The sequence below is a fragment of the Methylosinus sp. is20ea genome (assembly GCF_059718135.1).
In genome coordinates this window covers 108704-134510 of record NZ_AP046088.1, presented here as the reverse complement: position 1 = coordinate 134510, position 25807 = coordinate 108704, and the positions used below count along the sequence as shown (strand labels likewise).

Below are 25807 nucleotides of genomic sequence, written 5' to 3'. Positions count from 1 at the left end.
TCAAAGGAAAGGCGCCGGCGCCTTTCCGCATGGTTACGAGCGGCCGCGCGGCAGCCGTTGAATTTGTTAACGATTTTGGCGGCGTAGCCGCTGTGGACGGCGCGGCGTCAGTCGCCTTCGCCCGGCTCGGGCGAGAAATGCGCCTCGAGCTTGCCGGGCTTGCCATCCCATTCCTTGGCGTCCGCCGGCGGGTCCCGCTTGACCGTGACATTGGGCCAAGTCTGGGCGTATTCGGCGTTCAGCGCCATCCATTTCTCGAGGTCCGGCTCGGTGTCGGGCTTGATCGCCTCGGCCGGGCATTCAGGCTCGCACACGCCGCAGTCGATACATTCGTCCGGATGGATCACCAGCATGTTGGCGCCTTCGTAGAAGCAGTCGACGGGACAGACTTCGACGCAATCCATATATTTGCACTTGATACAGTTTTCCGTGACGACGTAAGGCATGGGGCGTCCTCGATCCGCGGGCTTGCTAGCGTTTTTGATACTGGGTTGCAAGCGGCCTCCCGGCCCGCGCGGCGCGCATGATATCCTGCGAGGCGTTGGAAGGGAATCAGTCTATGGCGGAAATCGAATCGGCCTCCGAGGGCGTCGCCGCCCTGCCGGCGGCGCGTTGCGTGACGGCGCGGGCCCTGCTGCTCGGCGAGCGCATCGACACCAGCGGCCTCGAGCGCGCAGATCTCGTCTCGACCTCGCCGCTCGCCTTTCCGGCGGGGCAATCGGGGTTCGTCGTCCTCTACCGATTCGGCGTCGCCGTGCTGTTCGGCCTGTCGCCGCTCGAGGAGGACGAGATCCTCGCCAAGGTCGGGGCCCGCGTCGCCGGGGCCGCGACGCGGCGCGACGACGAGACGCTGGTGCTGGAGATCGCGCCCGACAGCGACGACAAGACGCTCGCCAACGGCCGGCTGGCGATCAAGGACACCTCGGGCGAGCGGCTGCTGGTGGTCGCCGACGCCCTGGCCAAGAGCGTGGCGCTCGCCCGCGACGAGCGGCGCGTCAATGCGGTCTTCGACACGATCGAGCCTTTCGCCACCGAGCTCGCCAGCAAGGGGCGGCCGCCCTTCCGCCGCCGCGCCATGCTGGAGCTCATCGGCCAGACGCTGCTGGTGCAGCATCGCGTCTCCGGCCGCGTCGCCGTCGAGGACAAGCCGGATGTGCTCTGGGACCGGCCGGATTTGGAGCGCCTCTATTCGAGGCTCGAGGATGAATATGAGCTCGAGGCGCGCGGCCAGACCCTGAAGGCGAAGGTCGACGTCATCGGCGAGACGGCGCGGGCGCTGACGGAGATCATCGACGTCGACCGTTCGGTGCGGCTGGAGGCGACCGTCGTCGTGCTAATCCTCGCCGAAATTCTGCTCACACTGTTCCAGATCTTCGTTCAGCGGGCGCATTGAGACCTTTATGTCGAAAGCGCGCGCTTGACCCTCGGTCAGCTCTCCATTCTGGCCGCGGCTCTGTTCCTGGTCGGCTCCGCGGAGGTCGTCGCCGGGCCGCTGATGACCGCCATGGCCCCGGATTTCGGCGTGTCGCCGGCGGCGATCGCCTATCTGCCGGCCGCCTACGGCCTCGCCTATGCGGGCTTCGCCATCATCGCCGGGCCTTTGTCCGACCGATTCGGCCGCAAGCGTCCGTTGCAGGCGGGGCTGCTCGGCTTCGCTCTGCTCAGCGCCGCTCTCGCCAATTCCTCCAATCTCTCCGTGGCCATAGCGCTCAGCGGCCTCGCCGGCCTCTGCGGGGCCTTCGTCCAGCCCAATTCCCTGTCCTTCGTCGCCGATTCCTCATCGCCCGAGGAGGTGGATATTCGTACGGCGCGCGTCTTCGTCGGGCTGATGTCGGCCTTCGTGATCACGCCCTCCATCGCCGGATGGATCGCCGACCGCTTCGGCTGGCGCTACGCCTATTATCTTCTGGCGCTGCTGGCGGCGCTCGCCTTTGTGGCGGTCTCGGCCGCGTTTCGGCCCGGCCGCTCGCATGGCGGAGGCGTCGTCTCTTTCGTCGCGACCCATAGAGGCGCGCTGGCGACGCCGGGCGTCGTGCGGCGGCTGGCGGCGAGCTATTTCTGGCTGGGCTCGGTCGCCGGCTTCGGCGTGGTCGTCGCCGATGTCGCGGCGCGCAAGCTGTCGCTCTCGCCGACCGACGCCGGCCTATTGGCGGGCTTCTTCGGCCTCGTGACCATCGCCGGCAATCTGGCGGGGCCGATGGCGCGCGGGCTGCTTTCCTACAAGGCGCTGCCGATCGCCTGTTTCGCCGCCACGGCCGGCGTTTTCGCTTTCGCTCTGCCGGCCAATTCGGCGCTGCAGCTCGGGCTCGTCGGATTGCCCTGGGCCTTCGGCTATGGCTGCGGCGGCCCGCTGCATCACGCGCGGCTGAGCGGAATGTCCGCGCAATTTCGCGGCACCATCAATTCCTATCACGCGAGCCTGCTCAACCTCGGCATTTTCTCGACCTCCTTCCTGTTCGGCGCGCTCGCGCCGAGTGCACTCGGCCTTTTCTATGCGCTGATCGGCGGGCTCTCGCTGATCGGCGCGACGCTGCTCGCCATCGCCAATCTCGCCGAGCGGCGCGCGTCCCCTCCCTAACCCTCCCGCGCTTTGCGCTATCGCACCCATCCTCCTCGTCCGCGCGACGTCTTGGCCGGGCTTGTCCCGGCCATCCACGCCAACACGCCGAGGCGTCTCGAAAGTTTGGCGTGAAGCCGAAGCTCCGGCAGAGCCCGACATGGGATGAAGTCCGTCGATGGCTGGCGCTTTCCTTCGTTTTTCAGCTGCCTGGCGTGGATGGCCGGGACAAGCCCGGCCAGGACGGCCACGGCGTCTCGCGATGTGTGAAGCCGATAGCCCACGAGGGGGAGAGGGGGTAGATTCGGCGCTTCAGCGAGGGATATCAGAGCCGTCGAAGGCAGGCGCTCATTCGCGGATGAATTGCGCCGCCTCATCGACGACCGCCTCCGTCTCCCCGGGCGCGATCCAGCGAAACGATGGCAGCTGGTGACGCGCGAAGGTGAATTGCCGCTTCGAATAATGGCGCGTGTCGAGCTTGCCCCGCAGGGCGGCTTCCTCGAGCGACAGTTGCCCGCGCAAAAATCGCAAGAGATGCGGCGCCCCATGCGCGCGCATGGCCGGCAGAGCGGGATCGAGCCCGCGCGCGCCCATCGCCTCCACCTCCTCCAGCGCGCCTGTGCGGAGCATATCGTCGAAACGCGCGTCTATGCGCGCATAGAGCTCGTCACGCGGCGGGGCGAGGAAGAAGGCGAGGCATTCCGATTGGTCGAGCAACGAGGCCATGCGCGCGCCCTGGAAGGAGGCGAGCGGCTTGCCCGTCGCCTCGAAGACTTCCAGAGCGCGCAGGATGCGTTGCGGATCGGTGGGTCGAAGCTTCGCCGCCGTCTCGGGGTCGCGCTCGGTCAGCTGCGCGTGCAGATATTCCGGCGCGCGTCCTTCCGCTTTGGCGCGGATTTTCTCGCGAATCTCGGGCGGGACTTGCGGAATATCCGAGAGACCGTGGAGTGCGGCCTTGTAATACATGCCCGTGCCGCCGGCGACGATGGGCGTGACGCCCTCCTGCGCGAGCCTCTCGAGCAGACGCCGAAAATCCTCGAGCCAGCGGCCGACGGAATAATTCACCGAAGCGTCGACATGGCCGAAAAGCTCGTGGCGGACGCCGCGCTCCTCGTCTGGCGTCGGGCGCGCGGTCAAAATGCGCAGGTCGCGATAGACCTGCATCGAATCGGCGTTGACCACGGCGCCGCCGAGGCGCCGGGCGATCGCCAGCGCGAGAGCGGACTTGCCGCTCGCCGTCGGTCCTGCGATGAGAATAGCGCGTCTCGTCATTGGCCCTTCGCAACGACAAAACGAGCGAAATGTCAAAAGCGCCTATCGAATATGTCGCGACCTTCGTCGCCGGCCCGAATGGCCCGCCGCTGACGGCCGAGGCCGTTCGGGCGTCTGCGCTCGCCGGCGCGGTCGATTGGCTGGAGCCCGGCGTCGCCTTCGAAATCTCGTTCCCGCTCGCGGCGGAGGCGCTGCCGGCTCTGCGTCTCGCCTTGCAGACGGCGGCGAGCGAAGCCGGCGCCGATGTGATCGTCCAGCCGAAGGCCGCGCGGCGCAAGCGGCTGCTCATCGCCGACATGGATTCGACGATGATCGGCCAGGAATGCGTCGACGAGCTCGCCGAATTCGCCGGCATTCGCGAGCGCATCGCCGAGATCACCGAAAGGGCGATGCGCGGCGAGCTCGAATTCGAGCCGGCGCTGCGCGAGCGCGTCGCTCTGCTCGCCGGCCTGCCGGTCGCCATCATCGAGACCATATTGGCCGAGCGCCTGACCTTCACGCCGGGCGCGCGGGCGCTGGTCGCGACCATGCGCGCCAATGGCGCCTACGCGGCGCTCGTCTCCGGCGGCTTCACTCTGTTCGCCGAGAAGATCGCCGCCGGCCTCGGCTTCGACGAGGCGCGCGCCAATCGGCTGGAAACGCGCGACGGCCGAATCACTGGCGTCGTGCTGCCGCCGATCGCGGGCGCGGCGGCCAAGCGCGAGGCGCTCGAGGAGTTGCGCGCGCGCTTGCGGTTGCCGGTCGAGGCGACGCTCGCGGTCGGCGACGGCGCCAATGATCTCGACATGCTCGCCGTCGCCGGGCTCGGCGTCGCCTATCACGCCAAGCCGAAGGTGGCCGCCGCCGCGGCCGCGCGCGTCGATCGCGCCGATCTCTCGGCGCTATTGTTCGCGCAGGGCTATCGGCGCACGGACTTTGTCGAGAGCTGAGTTTCGAGCAGGCGCTCTGCGCGCAAAAAATTGCAGTCACGAGAGCAAGAGGGTGAATTTCATGGTCGAATCGACGAAGAAGCCGAGCCTCGACGAGGCGCGCATTGCGCATTACGCGGCAAAGCTCGAATTCGAGATCGATGCCTGGGACCTCCGCATGTCGGAGGAGGAGATCGTCATTATCGACGCTCGGTCGATCGAAGAAGCCTATGAAAAGGAACACATCCCTGACGCCGTCAGTCTTCCCCATCGGACCATGAACGAGGCTACGACGGCGCATCTTCGTCGCGACGTGCTTCATGTGACCTATTGCGACGGCATTGGCTGCAATGCGTCCACAAAGGGGGCTTTGACTCTCGCCCGACTCGGTTTTCGCGTTAAAGAACTCATCGGCGGTCTCGACTGGTGGAAGCGCGACGGCTATGGCACGGACGGCGCACAGTCGACGGTCGCCGACAACGAAACCAACTGCGCCTGCTAGCTTTTTCAGCGACGAGGATGCTGGTTCGGCTTTGGAATCGCGTCGAAACTCTAGGGGCTTCGATGGCCGCTCACGCGCGGCTTTCCTGCGGCGGCGTCGCGACCGCGAAGCGATAGCGGGTGCGGGTGGCCTCTGAAGTGAGCCAGGCGGCGATCGCGACGCCGATGAAATGGCCGAGAAGCAGCGCGAAATTCACCAGCAGAATGAAGACGTCCAGCGCGCGGATGATCTTATTGGGGTCGGTGATGGCGATGCCGGGCGGCTGCGACACCGTCTTGGCGACGAGCAGCGAGACGCTGAGCGACAGGCCGACGAAGGACAGAACCACGCCGGCGAGGCCGATGAGCAGGCCGAGCGAGAGAAACCAGAAGGCCGTGACCTTGTGGACGCCGAGATAATCGGGCCGCGCCACCGAACGCGCCGCGCGCGTGTAGAAAAAAGCCAGCGCGGCCGCCGCGCACAGCAGCAGAAAGGCGCAGAAGCTCCAATAGATGGCGTCGCCATAGCCGCTCTGGCTCGGGCTGAAGGCGCGTCCCGAGGTCGAGAATTGCAGCAGCACGCCGCTCGCGAGCGCAATGGCGAGCTGCGGCCAGAATTGCAGCCAGCCGAACAGGCGCAGTCGCGAGGACAGTCCGTGCGTCGGCGATGGCTCGATCAGCGCTGGCGCGAGGCGCGGCGCCTCGGGCGGAGGCTCCGGGCGGAAGCGGGCAAAGCCGCCGAGCGCGACATAGAGCACGATAGAAACAGCGAAGATCAGGGCGAGGAGGCGATGCGCCGCCAGCAGCGCCTCGGAAGCGGTCGCGCCGGCGAGGCCGAGCGCCTGAGCTGCGGCCGGACCCAATAGGTCGACGAGCCGCGGGTCCGCCGCAGGTGACGCGGGCAGGGGATAGCCGAGGACGGCGAGCGGCGCGCCGCCGAAATAGCCCCAGAGCGCGCCGGTCGCGACCAGCAGGACCAGCGAGAGATAGATCGCAAACTCACAGAAGGCGGCGCCGCATCGGCGCGTCTTCGACCAGCGCGCCGGCAGGGCTGGCGGCGGAACGGCGAGCCGCAGAACGATCTGCGCGAGCAGCAAGGCCCCGGCGACGACGCCGAGCGAGACATGCAGCGCGAAGGGGAGGCTGGTGAGCGGCCGCTCCGAAAAAGCGGCGAGCCATCCGAGCGCCAGGACCAGGACGCCGAGGACGAGCAGCGAGACGAAATTGGCGCGGGCGACAGAAGAGCGCATGGGAATCGCTATCCGGCAGAACGAAAACGCCGCGTCGATCTCCGACGCGGGCGATCTTCTCGCCAGATAGGGCGCTCTCGCGAAGGCGAAAGCCTGGGGCTGATCCGGCGCCGCGCGGGCGCCGGGCCCCATGTCAGTCGAGGGTCAGAGCGACGAAATGCGTGTCGCCCTGGGCGTTGGCGACGATCAGCAGCGCCGATTTCTTGCCGCCGTCCTTCAGCGCCTTCACTTTTTTCACAGCATCGGCGGGATCGGCGACCGGCTCCTGATTGATCTCGAGCAGAATCTCGCCCGGCTGCAGGCGCTTGTCCGCCGCGTCGGAGCGCGGATCGACGCCGGTGATGATGACGCCGTTCTTCACATTCTCTTTGATCTGGAAGCGGTTGCGCAGCTCGTCAGAAAGCGAGGAGAGCTCGAGGCCGAGCGCCTTCTGCGCGGCGGTCTTCTCGATGTTCTCGGTCTTCGGCGCGTCGGTGGAGGCGAGCTTCTCGCCATCCTCGAGGCGGCCGAGCTTGATCGATTTCGTCTGCTCCTTGCCATTGCGGACGATGAGAACCTCGACATCCTTGCCGACCGGCGTCGCGGCGACGAGCTTGGGCAGATCGCGCGATTCCTTGATGGCCTTGCCGTCGAATTTGACGATGACGTCGCCGGCCTTCAGACCCGCCGTCTTGGAGGGGCCCTTGTCGTCCACGCCGGCGACCAGCGCGCCGCGCGTGGCGCCGAGGCCGAGATTCTCGGCGATGCCGTCATCGACGTTCTGAATGCGCACGCCGAGCCACCCGCGCCGGGTCTCGCCGAATTTCTGCAGCTGCTCGATGACCGGCTGCACCGTATTGGCGGGCGTCGCGAAGCCGATGCCGACCGAGCCGCCGGAGGGCGACAGAATGGCCGTGTTGATGCCGATCACCTCGCCGTCGAGATTGAACAGGGGGCCGCCGGAATTGCCCTTGTTTATCGAGGCGTCGGTCTGGATGTAATTGTCATAGGGGCCGCTGTCGATATTGCGGTTGCGGGCCGAGACGATTCCCGCCGTCACCGAGCCGCCGAGGCCGAAGGGATTGCCGACCGCGAGCACCCAATCGCCGACGCGGGCCTTGTCGCTATCGGCGAATTTCACCGCCTTCAGCGGCTTCTCGGGCTTCACCTTCAGCACCGCCACATCGACCTTCTGGTCCTTGCCGATCACTTCCGCCTTGAGCTTCTGCCCATCGGTGAAGATGACCGTCACCTCGTTGGCGTCGGCGATCACATGATTATTGGTGATGACGATGCCGGAAGCGTCGATGACGAAGCCGGAGCCGAGCGAAGCCGATTTGCGCTGACGCGGCAGCTCCGGGGCGCCCTGGCCCTGCTGCTGGCGACGCTTGAGAAACTCCTCGAACAATTCGTCGAAAGGCGTGGAGGGCTGGCCGTTCGGGGTCGCCTCCTTGCCGCGCTTCTGCTCGACCGTCTGCGTCGCGGAGATGTTGACGACCGCGTCCTGCACCGTCGCGGCGAGGTCGGCGAGCGAATCGGGCCCCTTGGCGAGCGCCGGCGTCGTCGCCAGCGGGCCGGCGACCAGCGCGCCGACGAGCCCTGCGGCGAGGGCGCGCCTCAGCGCCGTGAAAAGCGAAACGGACGCGGCAGATGTCATACTCTTGCTCTCCTGAGACCGGGCGGCGTCTCGAGCCGCGGCGAAAGCGCGAATTCGCGTTTCGGGCGATCGACGATGCTGCGAAGACTGTCGGACGACTCCGCTCGCACTCTGCCAGCAAAGCGGCGAGAGTTGGGCGTTCGCGTAAATCCTACCTTCTGTACCTTATTTTGACGGCGGCCGCGACTCTATTTCTTCTGCGGCGCCGGCTCCTCGGCGGCTTTGCCGGACGAGGGCGTCCCGAAAAACTTGAAGAAATCCGAGCGCGGGCTGACCAGGAAGCGGGTGTCGCCCGGCTTGAAGGCGGCCTCATAGGCCTGCATCGAGCGGTAGAAGGCGAAGAAATCCGGATCCTTGCCGAAGGCCTCGGCGAAAATGCGGTTGCGCTCGGCGTCGCCTTCGCCCTTGAGCTGATCGGCGCGGCGCTGCGCCTCGGCCTTCAGCACGATCACGTCGCGATCGGCCCTGGCGGTGATCTTCTGCGCCTGCTCGGCGCCTTGTGCGCGATATTCCGCCGCCTCTCTGGCGCGCTCGGTCTGCATGCGGCCATAGACCTTCTCGGAAATCTGCTGCGGCAGGTCGACCCGGCGGATGCGCGCATCGACGACGTCGACGCCGAATTTGCGCGCCTCGAGATTGGCCTGCTGGCGGATTTTCACCATCAGCGCGGCGCGCTCGTCGCGCACGATCTGCTGCTGATTGGCCTCGCTGAGCACGCGCCGCACGGCCGAGTTCAGCACCGAGGCGAGCTGATTATTGGCGCCGGCTATGCCGCCGACCGATTGGTAGAAGCGCAGCGGATCGACGATGCGATAACGGATGAAGCTGTCGACCTCGAGACGCTGATTGTCGGAGGCGAGCACTTCGAGATTGGGGCTCTCGACGTCGAGAATGCGATTGTCGAGAAAGATCACATTCTCGATGAAGGGGATTTTATAGTGCAGGCCGGGCTCGGTGATGAGCCCGCGGCCGGCGACCGGCTCGCCGAATCGCAGCACCAGCGCCTGCTCGGTCTGGGTGACGGTGAACAGCGCGCCGCCGGCCGCGATCAGCGCCAGCACGCCGAACAAAAGGCCGAAGAGAGCCAGAGAACTCCTCACTTGCGGCCTCCTTGCGTGGTGGAAAAGCCGGGCAGGGGGAGATAGGGAATCACAGAGCCGCCGCCCGAGCCGCTGCTCGGCGCCTCGTCGACGATGACCTTCTCCGCGCCGCCGAGCACGCGCTCCATCGTCTCGAGATAGAGGCGCTGGCGGGTGATGGAGGGGGCTTTCTTATATTGATCGTAGATCTGGTCGAAGCGGGACGCCTGGCCCTGCGCCTCGGCGACGATCTGTTCGCGATAGGCCTCGGCCTCCTGCAATATGCGGGCGGAGGCGCCGCGCGCCTCCGGCACGACGCGATTGGCATAGGCGTCGGCCTCATTGCCGAGCCTCTGCAGATCCTGCTGCGCGGAGGTCACGTCGCGGAAGGCGGCGATGACTGAGGCGGGCGGGTCGACCGACAGCAGCAGCACCTGCAGCACCAGAACGCCGCTGTGATATTCGTCCAGCAGCTTCTGCATCAGCTGCTGGCTCGCGGGCTCGATGAGCTTGCGGTCGGCGGTCAGAATCTTCTGAATCTGCGACTGGCCGACGATCTCGCGCATCGCGCTCTCGGCGATCGCCTTCACCGTGGACGCCGGATTGGCGACATTGAAGGCGTAATCCTCCGGATGGGCCGGATCGATCTGCCAGAAGACGCGGAATTTGACGTCGGCGATATTCTCGTCGCCGGTGAGCATGAGGCTCTCTTCCGGCGCCTCGGGCGCCAGCGGGCCGGTGCGCCGCGTGGCCGGCTGCTCGCGGAAGCCGATGTCGACGGCGTTGCGATCCGTGACCGCGAGCTTGACCACTGTCCCGATCGGCGAGGGGAGATTGTAGTTGAGGCCGGCCTGGGTCTTGCCGCGATATTTGCCGAAGATCAGATTGAGCCCGACCTCATTGGGGCCGACGGTGTAGAAGCCGCTGGCGAGCCAGGCGAGCAGGGTCAGCAGAGCGAGTATGGCGATGCCGCGCCCGCCGAGGCCCGATGGCAGAAACTGGCGCAGCCCGTCCTGGCCGCGGCGCAGCAATTCCTCGAGGTCGGGCGGGACGCCGCCGCCGGGCGGGCCGCCGCCGCCCCAGGGCCCCTGGCCCCAGGGGCCGTTGTCGTTCGGCTTGCGAGGGCCGCCGCCTTGACTGCTCCAGGGCATATTGTCTCTTTTTGAAAAGGATCGCGCCGAAGGGCGGAACGTCGCTGGTTTATAAGCGTTGCGGGGCGGGTCGGCAATGAGCGGCCGACCGCGGCCCCGCGAAAAAACGCCGCCGTGCCGCAAATCGCGCGGAGGAATTCGGTCAGTTCGGGCTGACCGGGGGCCGCGCCTGCGCCCCGCCGCCCGAGGAGAAGCCGCCGGTTCCCGGGTAGAACACCGGGCGGGCGCGTCCCCCTCCGGCGCGCTGGCCGCCGCCGCAGCTGTCGTCGAAGCTCCAGTCGCCGCGGCCGAGCGCCTGCGGCTGGGTCACTATCCCTCCGGAGACCGTCACGAAAGTGCAGGGCGAGCCGAGAAGCCGGCAGCGGCCGCCGTCGATCGCGCAGACCTCGACCGCGCCGTCGTAGAGAACGACGTCGGTGCGGCCGAAGACGACGCGGACGCCGAAAATCGTGCCGCGCACGCCGATCGTCGCATTGGGGGTGCGGACGACATAGTCCTTGTGCGCGGCCGGCGCGCTGACGAAGCGGAATATGCCCTTGGCGGCGTTGAAGGCGACGCCGTTCTCGCCGGAATAGACGAAATTGTCGAGCGTGACCCGCGACGAGGGGCCGAGCTGCAGATCGGTGCGGTCCTGGAAGACGAATTTTCCGCGGCTGTCGGTCCCGGTGAGCAGCACCTCCTGCGCGAAAATCTCGTCGCCGACGACGATTTTCGCCGCGCGGGCGGCCATTTCGCCGCGCACGTCCTTCTCGATGCTCGCGGCGGCGCCGATCGCCGGTTCCGCCATGGCGGGGGACGCGAGCGCGGCCGAAACCGCGAGCGCCGCGGAAAGTCTACGCATGAGCGGTCCAACCTGTGAATCGAAAATCCATGGCGCGCCGATCGTCGCAATGCGCCTCATCTAGCCTCATGGCGGGCCAGAGCGCAACCTTTCGCGGGCTTTCGAATCTGTCGAGGCGGGCGGCTCGGGGGCGGGCGGGGCTGGCGGAGACGGAGGGATTCGAACCCTCGATAGGGCTTTACAACCCTATAACGGTTTAGCAAACCGCCGCCTTCAGCCTCTCGGCCACGTCTCCGCAGGGCGTTCTCCGAAGCTCCGAATCCCGGCGCTTCGGCGAGCGCGAGTTGAGATATGCCAAAGCGGCAAATTCTTGGCAAGGGCGCTGATGCGAGCGGATTATTTTTACAGGGGCTCCAGCACTGTTGCGCAATTGACACAGGCTGCTACAAAAACCGCGAATTGCGGCCGCAATGGTCCCGCCTTTGTTGACGACCCTCGTAATGATCCGTAGCTATTCACCACAGACGGCGCACTTCTGTGCCCGGTTGTCGCGGTCGGCGATCGATCGTGCGGGGCCTTCCGGCTCCGGCGGCGGCGGATCGAAGACCCATAAATCTAACTGAGGGCCGTATGATGAAAAAGTCTTTGCTCGCCGCCACCGCGCTCGCGTTGGCCGTCTCCGCGGGCTCGGCGTTGGCTGCCGACCTGCCGTCCAAAAAGGCTGCGCCCCTTCTGCCGCCGCCGCCGCCGCCGGCTCTTTGGACTGGCTTTTACGTCGGCTTGAACGCCGGCTACACCTGGAGCGACAGCAACACCACCTCGATCTCGACCACGCCGGTCATCCCCGGCGCGCTGCCGGCCGTGCTCTCCGCCTTCGGGTCGGGCATTGTCAGCACGAACAGCGACGGTTTCATCGGCGGCGGTCAGATCGGCTATAATTATCAGTTCGCCAACAGCTTCGTCGCCGGCATCGAGGCCGACATCCAGGGCGTCGCGGGCAGCAACAACACCGCCTCCAGCACCTCGGGCGTCCCGGGCTTCTCGTCGACGCTCTCGGCTTCCCGTTCGCTCGACTATCTCGGCACGGTTCGCGGCCGCATCGGCTATCTGATCACCCCGTCGCTGCTCGTCTATGGCACGGGCGGTCTCGCCTATGGCCAGGCCAATCTGACGACCTCCGTCCTCCAGGTGGCCGGCGGCGCCGTGGTCGGCACCTCCGCGGGCAGCTTCTCCGACACGCGCGTCGGCTGGACCGCCGGTGGCGGCGTCGAGTGGCTGTTCCTGCCGAAGTGGAGCGCCAAGGTCGAATATCTCTATTACGATCTCGGCTCGGTCACGACCAACAGCACGCTGGCCTTTCCGGGCGTGGTGGTCGGCGCCACGCAGAGCTCCGCCCGCTTCAACGGCCATGTGGTCCGCGCTGGCGTGAACTATCACTTCAACCTGTTCAGCCCGGCGGCTGCTCCGGTCGTCGCCAAATATTGATTTGGCCGCGGCCCGACAGGGTCGAGCAAATTAACGGAAAAGCCCGGCGCGATCGCGCCGGGCTTTTTGCTTTTCTCTCGAGCGTTTCCAGCCGAAGTGGACACCGGTTCGGCGTTGGAAACGCGTCAAAACAAAAGCCGAGAGTCTTTCGAGCCGGCCCGGGGCGGCGCCGCGAGACACCCGCTTCGCTGGCTCTATTCGCATCGGGAAGCTTCACCCGATCGCTCTGGAGGGCAGGGCGGCGGCTTTTGCGCCGATGATGCGACGCTCAGAGGGAGTCGAGAAACGCTTCGACGCGCTCGAAATAGCGCGGCCAATGCGGCGCCTCGAAGCTCTGCGCGGCGCGAATGGCGGCGAGACGTCGTGGCGAATCGGGGGAGCAGAAGTCGGTTACGGCGCGCTTCCAGCCGAGCCCGTCGATCGGCGACAGAAAAACAGCGCGCTCCTGCGCGATCTCGCGAAACACCGGAATGTCGGAGACGATCGCCGGCGCGCCGAGCGACAGCGCCTCGACGACCGGCAGGCCATAGCCCTCCGCGAAGCTCGGCATCAGCAGCGCATCGGCGTTGGCGAGCAGCCGGCGCAGATGGGCCGTGGCGAGGCCGCTGATCCAACGCACGCAGGGATGAATCGCCTCGCAGCGCTTCAACATGTCGACGATCTGCTCATTCTCCCAGCCGCGTCCGCCGACGAGGACGAGCTTGGGCGCCGGCTGCGGGCCAGCGGCGAGGGCGCGCCAGACATTGAGCAGCATCAGGTGATTCTTGCGCGGCTCCAGCGTGGAGAGCAGCACGAAATAATCGCTGCCCGCGAGCGCGTCGTCACGCGCGTCCATCGTGTCGTCGAGCGTCGAAGGCGGCGGCTCGACATGGATCGGAATGCGCGCGGCCCCGCGCGAGATCTCGCGTCGGAGGCGCTCGGCGACGACATGGCTCGTCGTCAGCAGCGCATGGGCGTGGCGCAGAATCGTGTCGATGCGCCGGCGAAACAGCGCTTCATAGCCTGGCCGGAAAAATTCGGGCCGGTCGAGCGGCAGAAGATCATGCACGAAGAAGACGGCGCGCATGTCCGGCCGTCGCGCGAGCCATCGAAACATCGCCGGGAACTCGCAGGCGTGCTGCGCGATATTGAGGTAGAGCGACGAGGGCGCGAGCACGCGCGGCGCGTCATTGGCGAGGCGCAGCGGCGCGCGCCACAGCAATTCGCTCGCCGCGGCGCGCGGCCGCGCGGGCGTCGTCGCGGAGAGATCATCCGCGGCGCCGATCAGCCAGCTGCGCAGCCGCATCCATTCCGCCGAATCGTCGCGCGGCGCCGGCGTGACATCGGCGACGATCTGAGCGAGACGCGACGGCGCCAGCACATGTGGGCCGCGCATTCCGTAATGGGAGCCGCAGGCGAGGCGCGGATGCGCGGCGAAATGGCGGGCGTAAGCGAGGTCCAGCCGCCCGATGCCGGCGGCGCTCGACGCGCGTCCGAGCGAGACGAGATGGGTCGCGTCATAGACGATCGGGCGTGTCATCTTCGCATCGCCTACCAGAGCGCCGGATGGCGCGCATAGAGCGACAAGGCTGGATGATAATAGGGGTCGTCGCGAATGACGGCGCGCCAGCGGTCGCGGAAATAATCGCGCTCCTTCGCATAGACGCTCATCGGACGGAACATAGCCGAGCCGCGCGAGGCCGATTCGTAATGCAGCAGCCGCGCCTGCGGGACATAGAGCGAGGTCCAGCCGCGCTCGGCCAGCCGCAGGCAGAGATCGGTGTCGTTGAATTCGATCGGCAGATTGATTTCGTCGAAGCCGCCGACCGCGTCGAATTTGCGCCGCTCCACCGCCATGCAGGCGGCGGTGACGGCGGAGGTCTCATGCGCATGGCCGGCGCGGCCGAGCCAGGACGGCGCATCCGGCGCGACCAGCGCGCCGAAATGGCCGGCGTCCTGGCCGAGGCCTATGGTGACGCCCGCATGCTGGATGCGGCCGTCCGGATAGAGCAGCAGCGCGCCGACGGCGCCCGTCTGCGGCGCCATGGCGCGACGCGAGAGCGTCTCCAGCCAATCGAGGCTGACGACGACCGTGTCATTGTTGAGAAAGAGAACGACCTCGCCGGTCGAGACGCGGACGGCGTCATTGTTGAGCCGCGCGAAATTGAACGGCTCCGGCCGCGCCAGCAGACGCACGCGCGGGTCCGTCTTCGCCTTCTCGAATAGGGCGAAGGTCTCCGCCTCGCGGCTGCCATTGTCGACGATGACGAGCTCGAAGGCAGGATGCGTCGACAGGCGCAATATGCTCTCGACGCAGGGGCCGAGGAGGTCCGGCCGATCGCGCGTCAGCAATATGATGGAGACGCTCGGCGCCGGCTCCATAGGGGCGGGGGCGGCGGGCGGCGCGACGACGGCCAGTTCGGATTCGTCGTCGCGGGTGAGAAGCCAGCGGCGCAGATGGGCGATCTCGTCGCGCGTGAGGTGGAAGGGCGCCGAGCGCATCGCTTCGCCGATGTCACGCGTCGGGAGCGTCGAGACGGCGTAGAAGGCGCAGCGGCCGAGATAGGGGCGCGCCGCCGCGAGCGACGGACTCCAATCGGGCTTGAAGCTCGGCCGCAGCCCGCGCTCGGTGCGCAGCAGCTCGTCGGCGTAGATCAGCTTCGTCTGCGGAGCGCGCGCGATCGTCTCGGCGAGAGAGGCGAAGGCGTGATCGGCCAGTTCGTCGCCGGGCCGCAGACAAGCGACGAAATCCGTCTCCGGGAGGAGGGGGAGAAGCTCTTCTTCGCTGCGCGCGATTCTCGCGTGAAACGGGGATTGTCTTTCGATCGAAGCGAGCGTGGCGGCCGATCGGTTCGGCGCCGCATCTTCGCCGGACACGAGAATGGCGAAGCGCGGCCCGTTGCGCGGATCGCTGCGCGGCGCGTCGAATCCTGCGGGATCGAAGGCGCGGGCGCGTCGCGCGAGCCAATTCTCGAAATCGTCGAGCGGCTCCCAATTGCTGGCCCAATCGACCGCATTTTCAGCCTCCGCGCGAAAGCCGAACAGTGTGGGCAGGAAATAGGACCAGAGCTTGCCGGGCTTGTGGCGCCAGACGCGCGTCAGCGTCTCCCGGAGGCCGACGGGCCGCACGCTCTCGATCGTAAAGGTGAAAGCGCCGGGCCTGTCGGTCGGGCTGACGAGAATCGCGCGCGTGTCGCGGGGCAGGGCGCCGATCCACACGCCTGCGCCGGCCACCGGGCCGGGGAGCATGCGATCGATGACGCGAGAGGACGTCACGAAGCGCAGGACCGGACGGACGGGATCGTCCAGCAGGCTCACGCGAAAGACGATTTCGACGAATCGGCTCGCGCCGAAAGGCGCCGCGACGCGCAGCCAGGGCTCTCTCGACAGCGAAAAGAAGCGGCCGTCTTCGACGGTGACGTCCTTTTCGGGGGTCAGCGCATAGGCCTGCCGCGTCAAATGCGATCCGATTCTCGAGCTGCGCGCGCCGCCGCGGCGCGCCGAATAGGCCGTCCTCTTGGGCGACGGGCGCCGCCTTGTCAACGTCATGGTTAATGCGGCCGGCGTTCGATTCATGATGAAGCGAAGGCTATTTCCTGGCGAAAACGGCTCTATGTCTCGCGAGATGCGCTCGCCGTCGCGGGCGCCGCCTTCGAGAGCCACGCCAAAGGGAAACACCATGTCCCTGACGACCAGGACGCGCCCGACGCATGCCGCAGACATTCCCCCGGCGGCGGCCGATTACAGCAAAATGCCGTTGGACGAGGTGCTTGCGCGACTCGGTGTCGATCCGAAGCGCGGGCTTTCGCCGGATGAGGCGCGCCGCCGGCTGAAAGCCTACGGCCCCAATGAGCTCGCCGAAAAGCGCGTCAGCATCTGGCGGAAAGTCCTCGGCTATTTCGCCGGACCCATGGCCTATATGATCGAAGCCGCGGCGATCGTCTCCGCGCTGATCGGCCATTGGAATGATTTCGCCATCATATTCGCTCTGCTGCTGTTCAACGCCGGGCTCGAATTCTGGCAGGATCGCAAGGCCACCAGCGCGCTCGCCGCGCTGAAGAAGGGCCTCGCGCCAGAGGCCACATTGCTGCGCGACGGTGAATGGAGCGCCAAGCCCGCGGCCGCGCTCGTGCCCGGCGACATAGTGAAAATCCGGCTCGGCGTCGTCGTGCCCGCCGATTTGCGCCTCGTTTCCGGCGATTACGCCTCGATCGACCAGGCGGCGCTCACCGGCGAATCCCTGCCCGTGGCCAAGAAGGTCGGCGACGCCGCTTTTTCCGGCAGCATCGTCAAGCAGGGCGAGATGATCGGCGTCGTCACGGCGACGGGCTCCAACACTTTCTTCGGCCGCACGGCGAGCCTCGTCGCCGGCGCCGGAGCGGTGAGCCATGCGCAAAAGGCCATGTTCGAGATCGGCGATTTTCTCATCGTCGTCGCCGTCGCGCTCGCGGTTGTGCTGGTCGCGGTCAAGGTCTATCGCGATCTCGTCGTCGTCGATGATTGGAGCATGTCGGACGCGCTCTCCATCCTGCAATTCGTGCTCGTGCTGATGGTGGCCTCCATTCCGGTGGCCATGCCGGCCGTCTTCTCCGTCACAATGGCGCTCGGCGCGCTCGCGCTTTCGAAGGAGAAAGCGATCGTCTCCAAGCTCTCGGCGATAGAGGAGATGGCGGGCGTCGACATTCTCTGCTCCGACAAGACCGGCACGCTCACCAAGAATCAGCTGACCTTGAGCGAGCCGATTCTGTTCGACTCCAAGGATGGGCAGGATTGTATTCTCGCCGCCGCGCTCGCCTCCAAGCTCGAGGACCGCGACGCCATCGACACGGCTTGCATCGACGCGCTGAAGAACAAGGACGCGCTGAAGGACTATTCACTGACCAAATTCATCCCCTTCGATCCCGTGAGCAAGCGCACGCAGGCGACGGTGACGGATCGCCAAGGCAAATCGATCATCGTCTCCAAAGGCGCGCCGCAGGCGATCGTCGATCTCGTCCATGCCGAACCCGGCGTTGCGCAGCGCGTGAAAAGAATCGTCGACGAGCTCGCCGAGAAGGGCTCGCGCTCGCTCGGCGTGGCGCGCTCGGAGGACGAGGGCAAGACGTTCCAATTGCTCGGCGTTCTGCCCATGTTCGATCCGCCGCGCGCCGATTCCAAGGCGACGATCGCCGCCGCGCGCGCCAAGGGCGTCGTGGTGAAGATGGTGACCGGCGACGATACGGCGATCGCCATAGAGACCGCGCGCCAGCTCGGCCTCGGCGATCATATCGTCGCCGCCGCCGATATATTTCCGAAGAATCTCGATCCCAATAATCTCTCTGCCGACGTCGTCGACGCGATCGAGCGGGCGGATGGTTTCGCGCGCGTCTTTCCGGAGCACAAATATGCGATCGTCAAGGCGCTGCAGCAGCGCGGGCATCTCGTCGCCATGACGGGCGACGGCGTCAATGACGCGCCGGCGCTGAAGCAGGCCGATTGCGGAATCGCCGTCTCCGGCGCGACCGACGCCGCGCGCGGCGCCGCGGCGCTGATTCTCACCGCGCCGGGCCTCTCCGTCATCGACAGCGCGATCGACGAGGCGCGGCGCATCTTCGGACGCATCGAGAGCTACACCACCTATCGCGTGGCGCTGACGATCGACATCATGTTCGTCGTCGTGCTGTCGAGCGTGTTTTTGGGCTTCACGCCGCTCACCGCGGCGATGATCGTGGTGATGTCGCTGCTCGACGACGCGCCGATCATGACGATCGCCTATGACAACACGCCCGTCGCCCCGCAGCCGATCCGCTGGCGAATGCCGCGTCTGCTCTCCATCGCGACCATGCTCGGCCTCGTCTGCGTCATCGAATCTTTCGGCTTGCTGCTCATCGGCGTGCGCGCGCTGGCGCATGAGCCGCTGCGGGACGCGATGCAGCTGTTCACACCGCAGCAATTGCAGACGATGATGTTCCTGCAGCTCGTCGTCGGCGGCCATCTGCTGCTGCTCGTCGCGCGCACGCAGCGCTGGTTCTTCATGCCGCCTTTCCCCGCCGCCAAGCTGTTCTTCGCGATCGTGGCGACGCAGATTCTCGCCGCGGCCATGTGCTATTTCGGCTGGCTCGTGCCGCCGATCTCGCTGCGGCTCATCGGCATCGTCTGGGCCTATTGCCTCGCCTTCATGTTCATCCTCGGCTTCACGCGCAAGATCGTCGCGCGCGTCGTCGACCACAGGACGAGGCGGCAGGAGAAGAGCGTGGCGACCGTCGAGCGGCCGCTCGCCGGCGGCCTCGTGCTGGCGCAGGAAAAGGCGCCGTGACGAAGGCCCCCGTGAAAAAACGCCCATCGAGAGGAAACGCGAATGGACTGGCGTGACAAATATATCGTCGACCCGGGCGCGAAGCTGCGCCTATCCGATCACGACCCCTCCGACACGGGCAAGCACAAAACTCACGAGGAGGCGCTGCCCAAGATCAAGGAGCATGTCGAGCGGATGGCGAAGCTGCAATATCTGCTCTACGCCGACGGCTCGCAGGCTCTGCTCATCGTGCTGCAGGGGCTCGACGCCGCCGGCAAGGACGGCACCATCCGCCATTTGTTCTCCGGCATGAATCCGCAGGGCGTCTCGGTCGCCTGCTTCAAGCAGCCGACGCCGATCGAGCAGGAGCATGATTTTCTCTGGCGCATCCACGCTCATGCGCCAGCCAAGGGCGACGTCGTGATCTTCAATCGCTCGCATTACGAGGACGTGCTGGTCGTGCGCGTGCACAAGCTCGTCCCGCGTGACGTCTGGTCGAAGCGCTACGACGAGATCAATGAGTTCGAGCATCTGCTGACGCGCGACGGCAATGTGCGCATTCTGAAATTCTATCTCCACATCAGCCCTCAAGAGCAGCTCGCGCGCTTTGCGCAGCGGCTCGACGATCCCGCGCGCAATTGGAAGATCAGCGAGAACGACTACACGGAGCGCGAATATTGGCCGCAATATGTGGAGGCCTATGAGGAGGCGCTCTCGCGCACCAGCGCCAAGCATGCGCCCTGGTTCATCGTGCCCTCGAACCATAAATGGTTCCGCGACCTCGTCATTTCGCGCATCGTCGTCGATACGTTGGACGAGATGGGGCTGAAGCTGCCGCCGACGCGCGTCGATCTCGGGCAGATCGCCAAAAAATATCACGCGGCCGTGGCGGAGGCGAAGAACGGAAGCTTCGGGAAGGGCAAATAGGCCTCGAATAGAGTCGCACGCGATCGTAAAGCGAGCCTGAAGGCTCGCGGTCCAGGGACCGCTCGGACCGCGAGCCTTCAGGCTCGCATCGCATCGATTAATTGGAAAGCCTGTCAGTCGGCCTTGCGCTGGGGCGAGCCGTCGCTCTCGTCGCGGCGGCGGAAGCGCAGCACTGCTCCCGGCGCGCGATTGCGGGCGCTGATGCGGCTGCGGCCAGTGCCGGTGAGCACGTAACGGCCGCGGCTGTCGTCCCAACGCATCAGATCGGCCGCGATGGCGCGCTGGCGCAGCGCCATCGTCATCGGATCCTGCACATGCGGCGGCGCGATGTCGCCATGCGCATCGACCTTCTTCAAGGCCTCGATCAGCGTGGTTTCTTGAGAGTCCGTCATCGCTCTCCGTATATGACGCCGATCGGGCCGAGGAGCAAGGATTTTGAACGAATAGCCGAGGCGAAGGTTAGCGCTGTCTTGCGTTCGGCGCCGTCTCGCGCACCGTCTCGCTTGGAGACGGCGAACTCGGCGCTGCGTCGCGTGCTCAGCGGGCGGCCTCGGGAAGGCGGCGCTTCCATTTCTCGCCGGCCCGCAGCTCGGTTCCCAGAACCCAGCGCAACTGGATGGAGCGGCGGACCCGGCGGCCCGTCGTCGCGACGTCCGCGGCAAGGGCGATAGCGACAGGAGCGGGCGGCTGCTGCGCAATGACGGCGATCGGCGGCGGCGCGGGCGAGCGCCGGCGCGCAGGAGCAGAGGAGGGGGCAGGGGCGAGGGCAATGACGGGCGCGGCTTCCGTCGGCGCGCGCCGAATCGGCGCCTCGGCTTCCGGCTTGGGCTCGACGGCCTTCTTCACCCCGCGCGGACGGCCGCGTCCGCGGCGAACGGGCTCTGCCGTCTCGGACTCGGTCTCCGGCGCCACGGTCTCGACGAGGCTCGGCAGCACGCGTCCGGTCGTTGTCGGGGCGAGCGGGGCGTCCGCCGTCGCCGGCTCGATCTTTTTCCCGAAGACGAGGTCGGCCGCTTTCATCGCGGCTTCATAGCTGTCGTCATGGTGCGTTTCGCGTTCGACAACCCGCGGCGCGAAGGACGCGAGGTCGAGAAACGCCGGTTTCGGCTCCGCCGCCGCCGATTCTTCGATCAGAGGGAGGCGGCCCGCCGCCGCCTTGGCGGAGCGAGATTTGAATTCCTTCACGAAGGGGCGGACGATGCGGCGCATGGGTCTCCGGCGTCGATTGGGGCGAAACGACTTCCTTCGGACGATCAATCGTCCGAATCGGCTACGTCAGCTCCGAGCTTTCTCAGGATGAACGGAAATTCCGAACGCTGGTAGAGTGGGCGAATACTTAGTCGATGTCGAGAGGAAATGCTATGACGGTAACAGATTTGTTACCCAGGCGCACGCGACGATAGATGTCTTCGCGCGCATCTCTACTTTGTCGTGCGAATCATATCGCTGCCGCCACATCGCGCCGAAGTTTACGATGCGGCGCGGCGAGGCCGGGATTGAAGTCGCTCGAAGCGCCTCTAATTGCATGGCGATAGACGAGAACTCGGGAGCCGATCATGGAGTCCTGCGAACAGCCGCTCGCGTCGATGACATTCTGCGAGGCGGTGAGCTGCGTATGGGCCAAGGGCGAAACCGCCGTGAATTCGGTGGTGCAGACGCCGGCTTCGGCGAGCATAGGCGATTGGGGCCTGACGCTCCTCTTGGGGCTCATTCTCGTCAATCTCGTCATCATGCTGTTCAGAGCAGCGTTTCCGCGACGCCGATTCGACGAGCACGCTCCGACCCCGAGAGCGTGAGGATCATTCGGCAGGTCTGCGCGGAGAGGTCGTCTGCGCGGGAAACTCTGAGCGGGCGGCTGGATTTGGCTTGGTGGAGCTGCGGGGAATCGAACCCCGGACCTCTGCAGTGCGATTGCAGCGCTCTCCCATCTGAGCTACAGCCCCGTTCCGAGGCGCTGGATACTCGGCGCCTATCCGGCTGTCAATCCGCTCCGCGTCTAAATCGTTCCCGGCGACCGCGATCGAGCCGAAACGAGGCCGCGCCAAGGCCGCGCCGTCGCTTTCTCCGGGCCGCGGGGCGAGTGTGGGGCGGTGGCGAAGCGGTGGCGGGAGTTGCGGCGGCTGGACAGGAAGGATAGAGACGTCTGCGAATTCGACCGGTGGAACGCGCAACATGCAATATGCCGTGGCCAATCTTCTCTTCACGATCATCGACCTCTATTGGTGGGTCGTCATCGCCATGGCCGTGATGTCCTGGCTCATCGCTTTCGACGTGGTGAACACGAGGTCGCGGGTGGTCTATTCGCTGTGGAACGCGCTCAATGCGCTGACCGAGCCGGTGCTGCGGCCGATCCGCAGCGTGCTGCCGAGCCTCGGCGGCATGGATATTTCGCCCATCATCCTGCTGCTCGCGCTGCAATTCCTGCGCAATCTGCTCGCCGGCCAGCTCGGCGGCATGGGCTGACATGGCCGATGCGACGGCGGCAGCCTGGAGCGCGGAGGGCGATGGAGTGGCCCTGTGGGTCCGGCTGACGCCCAAGGGCGGCCGTGACGCCGTCGACGGCGTCGAGCGGCTCGCCGACGGCAGGGCCGTGCTCAAGGCGCGGGTTCGGGCGGCGCCGGAGGACGGGCGCGCCAATGACGCGCTCGTCGAGCTCCTCGCCGAAAAGCTCGGCGCGCCGCGCAAAGCCGTGTCGATCGCCTCGGGCCATACGGCGCGGCTGAAAAAGCTTTTCATCGCGGGCGATCCCGCACGGCTCCTCGCAGCGCTGGAGAAGACCGGCGCGACAAAAAATGGTTGAGGCATGAGCAAGTCGAAGGTCGGAAACTTCTTCGAGGATTTCTCGCTGGGCCAGGTGATCCGCCACGCCGCGCCGCGCACGGTGACCGTGGGCGACGTCGCTCTCTATACGGCGCTCTATCTGCCGCGCTTCGCCGTGCAGTCGTCGGCGGCTTTCGCTCACGCGATCGGCTATCGCGAGGCGCCGATCGACGATATTCTCGTCTTCCATTTCGTGCTCGGCAAGACCGTGCCGGACGTGTCGCTGAACGCCATCGCCAATCTCGGCTACGCCGATTTCAAATTTCTGGCGCCGGTCTATCCGGGCGACACGCTGACGGCGAGCTCCGAGGTCATCGGCCTCAAGGAAAACTCCAATAAGGAGACCGGCGTCGTCTATGTGCGCTCCACTGGCAAGAATCAGCGTGGCGAGACGGTGCTCGACTACGCCCGCTGGGTGATGGTGAAGAAACGCGACAAGGACGCTCCCGTCGGGCCGGAGGTCGTGCCGACGCTGCCGAAATCCGTCGCCCCGGCCGATCTCGGCAAGGCCGCGCCGCCGATAAACGTCGCCGCCTATGACAAGGATCTGGCCGGCTCGCCCTATTTCTGGGGCGATTATGAAATCGGCGAGAAGATCGACCACATAGACGGAATGACCGTGGAGGAGGCCGAGCATCAGATCGCCACGCGCCTCTACCAGAACAACTCCAAGGTCCATTTCAACCAATATTACGAAGCGCAGGGGCGCTTTGGAAAGCGCATCATCTATGGCGGGCATGTGATCTCGCTCGCCCGCGCGCTCTCCTTCAATGGTCTCGAGAACGCTTTCCATATTACGGCGGTGAATGGCGGACGCCATGTCAATCCGCTGTTCGCGGGCGGCACCGTCTTCGCCTGGTCGGAGGTGCTGGACAAGGCCGAGATTCCGGGCCGCGCGGACATTGGCGCGCTACGTCTGCGGCTCGTCGCCACCAAGGATCACCCGCCGGCGGATTTCCCGCTCACGACCGCCGAGGGCAAGCCGCATCCGGCGGTGCTGCTCGACCTCGATTATTGGGCGGTTCTGCCGCGCTGAGGTTCTGCCGCGCTGACGATCGCGGCGGCCGGAGAACCGGCCGCCGCTTTGTCTCTCCCCTGGGAGCGCAGCGGAGAGGCGTCGCTCAGTGAAGCGTCTTCAGCCAGTCATCGACGTCTTTTTGAACGGCTTCCTTGCTCTTTCCGTAGCGTTTCTGCAATTCGCCTTCGAATTGGTCGCGCTTGCCCTGGATTCTCGTCAGATCGTCATCGGTCAAGTTGCCCCACTTCTCTTTGATCTTGCCTTTGGCCTGTTTCCAATTGCCTTCGATCTGGTTCCATTCCATCTTTCTTCTCCTCTGCTGGGGCGCGTCTATTTCGAGCGCCGCATAGGATCGGATGACAATTCTTGCGACGGCAGATGGTTCCATCGCCCTTCGCCACGCTCGAGCGCGGCGCTATTTGTTCGATGCAATCGTGAAACGAGAGGTCTGGATATGATTTCGAAAGCCTGGATTGCGCTCGCGCTCGCTCTGGTCCTCGCCGGCTCGTCGAGCCTCGCCGCGCCGCCCGCCGCGCAGAAAAAGGAGAGCGAGGAGGCCGCCGACCAATCGCAGGGCCTTCCGACGGAGGTCACGACCACCCATTCGATGTCGATTCGCGGCGAGAAGCTGTCCTTTCTCTCGCGCGCCGGCGCGGTGCGGCTGCGCGACGCGCAGAGCGGCGCGCCGCGGGTCGACGTCGCCTATGTCTCCTATGAGCGGTCCGACGTCGACGCGCTGGCGCGGCCGATCGCTTTCGTCTTCAACGGCGGGCCGGGCGCGGCCTCCGCCTGGCTCGGCCTCGGCGGACTTTCGCCCTGGCGCCTTTCGCTCGGCTCCGGCCCTCTCTCGCCGTCCGCTCCGCCTGTCGTGATCGACAATGCCGAGAGCTGGCTGCCTTTCGTCGATCTCGTCTTCATCGATCCGCCGGGCACGGGCTACAGCAAATTCCTCATCGACAATGAGGAGATGAGAAAGCACTTCTTCTCGACCCAGGGCGACGCCGAGGCGCTCGCCGTCGTCGTGCGCAAATGGCTGGCGACGCATCGGCGCATCGCCTCGCCGAAATTTCTCGTCGGCGAGAGCTATGGCGGCTTTCGCGCGGTCGAGGTCGCCCATGCGCTGCGCGAGCGCGAGAGCGTCGGCGTCGAGGGTCTCGTGCTGATCTCGCCGGCGCTCGATTTCGCCTGGCTCGACAGCCCGCGCAATCTTCTGTCTCTGGCCGGCCGCCTGCCGTCCTATGCGGCGGTCGCGCGCGACGCCAAGCAGCGTTCCGAGCTCGCCGATGTCGAGGCCTACGCCTCGGGCGAATTTCTCGTCGATCTGCTCAAAGGCCCGCGCGACAAGGAGGCGCTGGAGCGGCTTGACGCCAATGTCGCCCGCTTCACCGGGCTCGAGGCGCGCATCGTGGAGGAGGAGGGCGGCCGCGTCGCGCTGAAGACTTTTTTGCGCGATCGGCTGCGCGCCTCGCGTCTCGTCTCCAGCGCCTATGACGGCGAGGTGACGGGCTTCGATCCGCGGCCCTTCTCGCGCGAGAGCGATTGGGCCGATCCGGTGCTCGACGCGCTCGCCGCGCCGCTCGGCGCAGCCATGACGCGCGTGACGATCGAGAAGCTGCAATGGCCGATCGGCGACGCGCGCTATGAGATTCTCAATCACAAGGTCGCGCGTGATTGGGACTTCGGCCGCGGCGGCCGCGCCAACGCCGAGGCGATCTCGACGCTGCGCGACGAACTCGCGCTCGACGGGCGTTTGAAGGTGCTCGTCGCCCATGGGCTCGCCGATCTGGTGACGCCCTATTTCGCCAGCAAGCTGCTGCTCGATCAGCTGCCGGCCTTCGGCGAGGCGACGCGGCTGCGGCTGGTGACCGTGCCAGGCGGGCACATGTCCTATATCCGCGACGACTCCCGCCGTCTGCTGCGCGACGAAGCGCGCAAGACGATCGAAGGCAAGTGAGTTTTCGCGAGGCCGGACGAAGCAAGGGCGGCGCCGCAGCGCGCCGTCTCTCGAGCCATAGGATGCTCGTCGCGCGCTTGTCTACGCGGTGAGACGAGCGAGATAGTTCCGCCCGATTCTAAAATGGAAATATTCCAATCAGCGCCTTTCGAACAATGTTCGAAAGGCGACAGAAGCTTTTGTCGCGAGCAGTTCAAGAATTGAGTTCCTGCAAGATTTCCAGTCTACGCATCCGT

Annotated in this window: 24 protein-coding genes and 2 tRNA genes; 11 read left to right on the top strand and 15 right to left on the bottom strand. The window is 66.1% G+C overall.

Going from position 1 to position 25807, the window contains the following annotated elements:
- Positions 1-107: 107 nt before the first annotated feature.
- A complete protein-coding gene (gene fdxA / locus AC6IY7_RS00700) occupies positions 108-446 on the bottom strand; it encodes a ferredoxin FdxA (protein ID WP_018265898.1) in 339 nt (112 codons plus the stop codon).
- Positions 447-559: 113 nt separating this feature from the next.
- Between fdxA and AC6IY7_RS00695 the strand changes: the two genes are divergently transcribed.
- Together AC6IY7_RS00695 and AC6IY7_RS00690 are read left to right on the top strand one after the other, a co-directional pair.
- Entirely contained in the window at positions 560-1393 is an 834-nt protein-coding gene (locus AC6IY7_RS00695) for an RMD1 family protein (RefSeq protein ID WP_497781054.1), read from the top strand.
- Positions 1394-1417: 24 nt separating this feature from the next.
- A complete protein-coding gene (locus tag AC6IY7_RS00690) occupies positions 1418-2578 on the top strand; it encodes an MFS transporter (RefSeq protein WP_497781053.1) in 1161 nt (386 codons plus the stop codon).
- A 327-nt stretch (positions 2579-2905) separates the two neighbouring features.
- On the opposite strand, the gene miaA is transcribed toward AC6IY7_RS00690, so the two are convergent.
- A complete protein-coding gene (gene miaA / locus AC6IY7_RS00685) occupies positions 2906-3829 on the bottom strand; it encodes a tRNA (adenosine(37)-N6)-dimethylallyltransferase MiaA (protein ID WP_497781052.1) in 924 nt (307 codons plus the stop codon).
- A 29-nt stretch (positions 3830-3858) separates the two neighbouring features.
- Here miaA and serB point away from each other — a divergent pair, with 29 nt between their 5' ends.
- Entirely contained in the window at positions 3859-4758 is a 900-nt protein-coding gene (gene serB / locus AC6IY7_RS00680) for a phosphoserine phosphatase SerB (protein ID WP_497781051.1), read from the top strand.
- Positions 4759-4819: 61 nt separating this feature from the next.
- Positions 4820-5239 carry a rhodanese-like domain-containing protein gene (locus AC6IY7_RS00675; protein ID WP_497781050.1) on the top strand — a complete coding sequence of 140 codons (420 nt, stop codon included), beginning with the start codon at positions 4820-4822 and terminating at the stop codon, positions 5237-5239.
- A 70-nt stretch (positions 5240-5309) separates the two neighbouring features.
- On the opposite strand, the gene AC6IY7_RS00670 is transcribed toward AC6IY7_RS00675, so the two are convergent.
- The 6 genes from AC6IY7_RS00670 to AC6IY7_RS00645 form a co-directional block, all read right to left on the bottom strand.
- Positions 5310-6467: a DUF3611 family protein gene (locus AC6IY7_RS00670; protein ID WP_497781049.1), complete on the bottom strand. Its 1158-nt coding sequence runs from the start codon at positions 6465-6467 to the stop codon at positions 5310-5312.
- A 133-nt stretch (positions 6468-6600) separates the two neighbouring features.
- Positions 6601-8103, bottom strand: coding sequence for a Do family serine endopeptidase (locus AC6IY7_RS00665; protein WP_497781048.1), 1503 nt, complete (start codon positions 8101-8103; stop codon positions 6601-6603).
- Between the two features lie 188 nt (positions 8104-8291).
- Positions 8292-9203 (bottom strand): protease modulator HflC, encoded by a 912-nt coding sequence (hflC, locus tag AC6IY7_RS00660; protein WP_497781047.1) that lies wholly within the window; start codon positions 9201-9203, stop codon positions 8292-8294.
- Positions 9200-10333 carry an FtsH protease activity modulator HflK gene (gene hflK / locus AC6IY7_RS00655; RefSeq protein WP_497781046.1) on the bottom strand — a complete coding sequence of 378 codons (1134 nt, stop codon included), beginning with the start codon at positions 10331-10333 and terminating at the stop codon, positions 9200-9202. Before hflK ends, hflC begins: the two co-directional genes overlap by 4 nt.
- Before the next feature lie 142 nt (positions 10334-10475).
- Positions 10476-11174 carry a FecR family protein gene (locus AC6IY7_RS00650; protein WP_497781045.1) on the bottom strand — a complete coding sequence of 233 codons (699 nt, stop codon included), beginning with the start codon at positions 11172-11174 and terminating at the stop codon, positions 10476-10478.
- 141 nt (positions 11175-11315) lie between these two features.
- Positions 11316-11409 (bottom strand) — tRNA-Ser (locus AC6IY7_RS00645).
- A gap of 338 nt (positions 11410-11747) precedes the next feature.
- Between AC6IY7_RS00645 and AC6IY7_RS00640 the strand changes: the two genes are divergently transcribed.
- Complete coding sequence (locus tag AC6IY7_RS00640) at positions 11748-12599, top strand: outer membrane protein (RefSeq protein WP_497782756.1); 852 nt, start codon at positions 11748-11750, stop codon at positions 12597-12599.
- A gap of 268 nt (positions 12600-12867) precedes the next feature.
- On the opposite strand, the gene AC6IY7_RS00635 is transcribed toward AC6IY7_RS00640, so the two are convergent.
- Positions 12868-14118 carry a glycosyltransferase family 4 protein gene (locus AC6IY7_RS00635; protein WP_497781044.1) on the bottom strand — a complete coding sequence of 417 codons (1251 nt, stop codon included), beginning with the start codon at positions 14116-14118 and terminating at the stop codon, positions 12868-12870.
- A gap of 11 nt (positions 14119-14129) precedes the next feature.
- Positions 14130-16037, bottom strand: a complete 1908-nt coding sequence (locus tag AC6IY7_RS00630) for a glycosyltransferase family 2 protein (protein WP_497781043.1) — start codon at positions 16035-16037, stop codon at positions 14130-14132.
- A gap of 220 nt (positions 16038-16257) precedes the next feature.
- Between AC6IY7_RS00630 and AC6IY7_RS00625 the strand changes: the two genes are divergently transcribed.
- Positions 16258-18873 carry a plasma-membrane proton-efflux P-type ATPase gene (locus tag AC6IY7_RS00625; protein WP_497781041.1) on the top strand — a complete coding sequence of 872 codons (2616 nt, stop codon included), beginning with the start codon at positions 16258-16260 and terminating at the stop codon, positions 18871-18873.
- Positions 18874-18915: 42 nt separating this feature from the next.
- On the top strand, positions 18916-19779 hold the full coding sequence (locus tag AC6IY7_RS00620) for a polyphosphate kinase 2 family protein (RefSeq protein WP_497781040.1): 864 nt from the start codon (positions 18916-18918) through the stop codon (positions 19777-19779).
- A gap of 113 nt (positions 19780-19892) precedes the next feature.
- Here the strand turns inward: AC6IY7_RS00620 and AC6IY7_RS00615 are convergent, their stop codons facing one another.
- The 4 genes from AC6IY7_RS00615 to AC6IY7_RS00600 all read right to left on the bottom strand — a co-directional run bounded on the left by AC6IY7_RS00615 (position 19893) and on the right by AC6IY7_RS00600 (position 21722).
- Positions 19893-20171 carry a hypothetical protein gene (locus AC6IY7_RS00615; protein ID WP_428988080.1) on the bottom strand — a complete coding sequence of 93 codons (279 nt, stop codon included), beginning with the start codon at positions 20169-20171 and terminating at the stop codon, positions 19893-19895.
- 145 nt (positions 20172-20316) lie between these two features.
- Positions 20317-20988, bottom strand: a complete 672-nt coding sequence (locus AC6IY7_RS00610; RefSeq protein WP_497781039.1) for a hypothetical protein — start codon at positions 20986-20988, stop codon at positions 20317-20319.
- 229 nt (positions 20989-21217) lie between these two features.
- The gene (locus tag AC6IY7_RS00605; protein WP_497781038.1) at positions 21218-21490 is read right to left on the bottom strand and encodes a hypothetical protein; all 273 of its coding nucleotides are present in this window, start codon (positions 21488-21490) and stop codon (positions 21218-21220) included.
- 156 nt (positions 21491-21646) lie between these two features.
- A tRNA-Ala gene (locus AC6IY7_RS00600) sits at positions 21647-21722 on the bottom strand.
- A gap of 229 nt (positions 21723-21951) precedes the next feature.
- Here AC6IY7_RS00600 and AC6IY7_RS00595 point away from each other — a divergent pair.
- Genes AC6IY7_RS00595 through AC6IY7_RS00585 form a run of 3 tightly spaced genes read left to right on the top strand, consistent with a single transcriptional unit; the run spans position 21952 to position 23635 of the window.
- Positions 21952-22242 carry a YggT family protein gene (locus AC6IY7_RS00595; protein ID WP_497781037.1) on the top strand — a complete coding sequence of 97 codons (291 nt, stop codon included), beginning with the start codon at positions 21952-21954 and terminating at the stop codon, positions 22240-22242.
- A gap of 1 nt (position 22243) precedes the next feature.
- The gene (locus tag AC6IY7_RS00590) at positions 22244-22579 is read left to right on the top strand and encodes a DUF167 family protein (RefSeq protein WP_497781036.1); all 336 of its coding nucleotides are present in this window, start codon (positions 22244-22246) and stop codon (positions 22577-22579) included.
- 3 nt (positions 22580-22582) lie between these two features.
- On the top strand, positions 22583-23635 hold the full coding sequence (locus tag AC6IY7_RS00585) for a MaoC family dehydratase (RefSeq protein WP_497781035.1): 1053 nt from the start codon (positions 22583-22585) through the stop codon (positions 23633-23635).
- An 85-nt stretch (positions 23636-23720) separates the two neighbouring features.
- Here AC6IY7_RS00585 and AC6IY7_RS00580 read toward each other — a convergent pair whose 3' ends face one another.
- Entirely contained in the window at positions 23721-23921 is a 201-nt protein-coding gene (locus AC6IY7_RS00580) for a CsbD family protein (protein ID WP_497782755.1), read from the bottom strand.
- A 150-nt stretch (positions 23922-24071) separates the two neighbouring features.
- On the opposite strand from AC6IY7_RS00580, the gene AC6IY7_RS00575 reads away from it, so the two are divergent.
- On the top strand, positions 24072-25571 hold the full coding sequence (locus AC6IY7_RS00575; protein ID WP_497781034.1) for a S10 family peptidase: 1500 nt from the start codon (positions 24072-24074) through the stop codon (positions 25569-25571).
- The last annotated feature ends 236 nt before the right edge of the window (positions 25572-25807 follow it).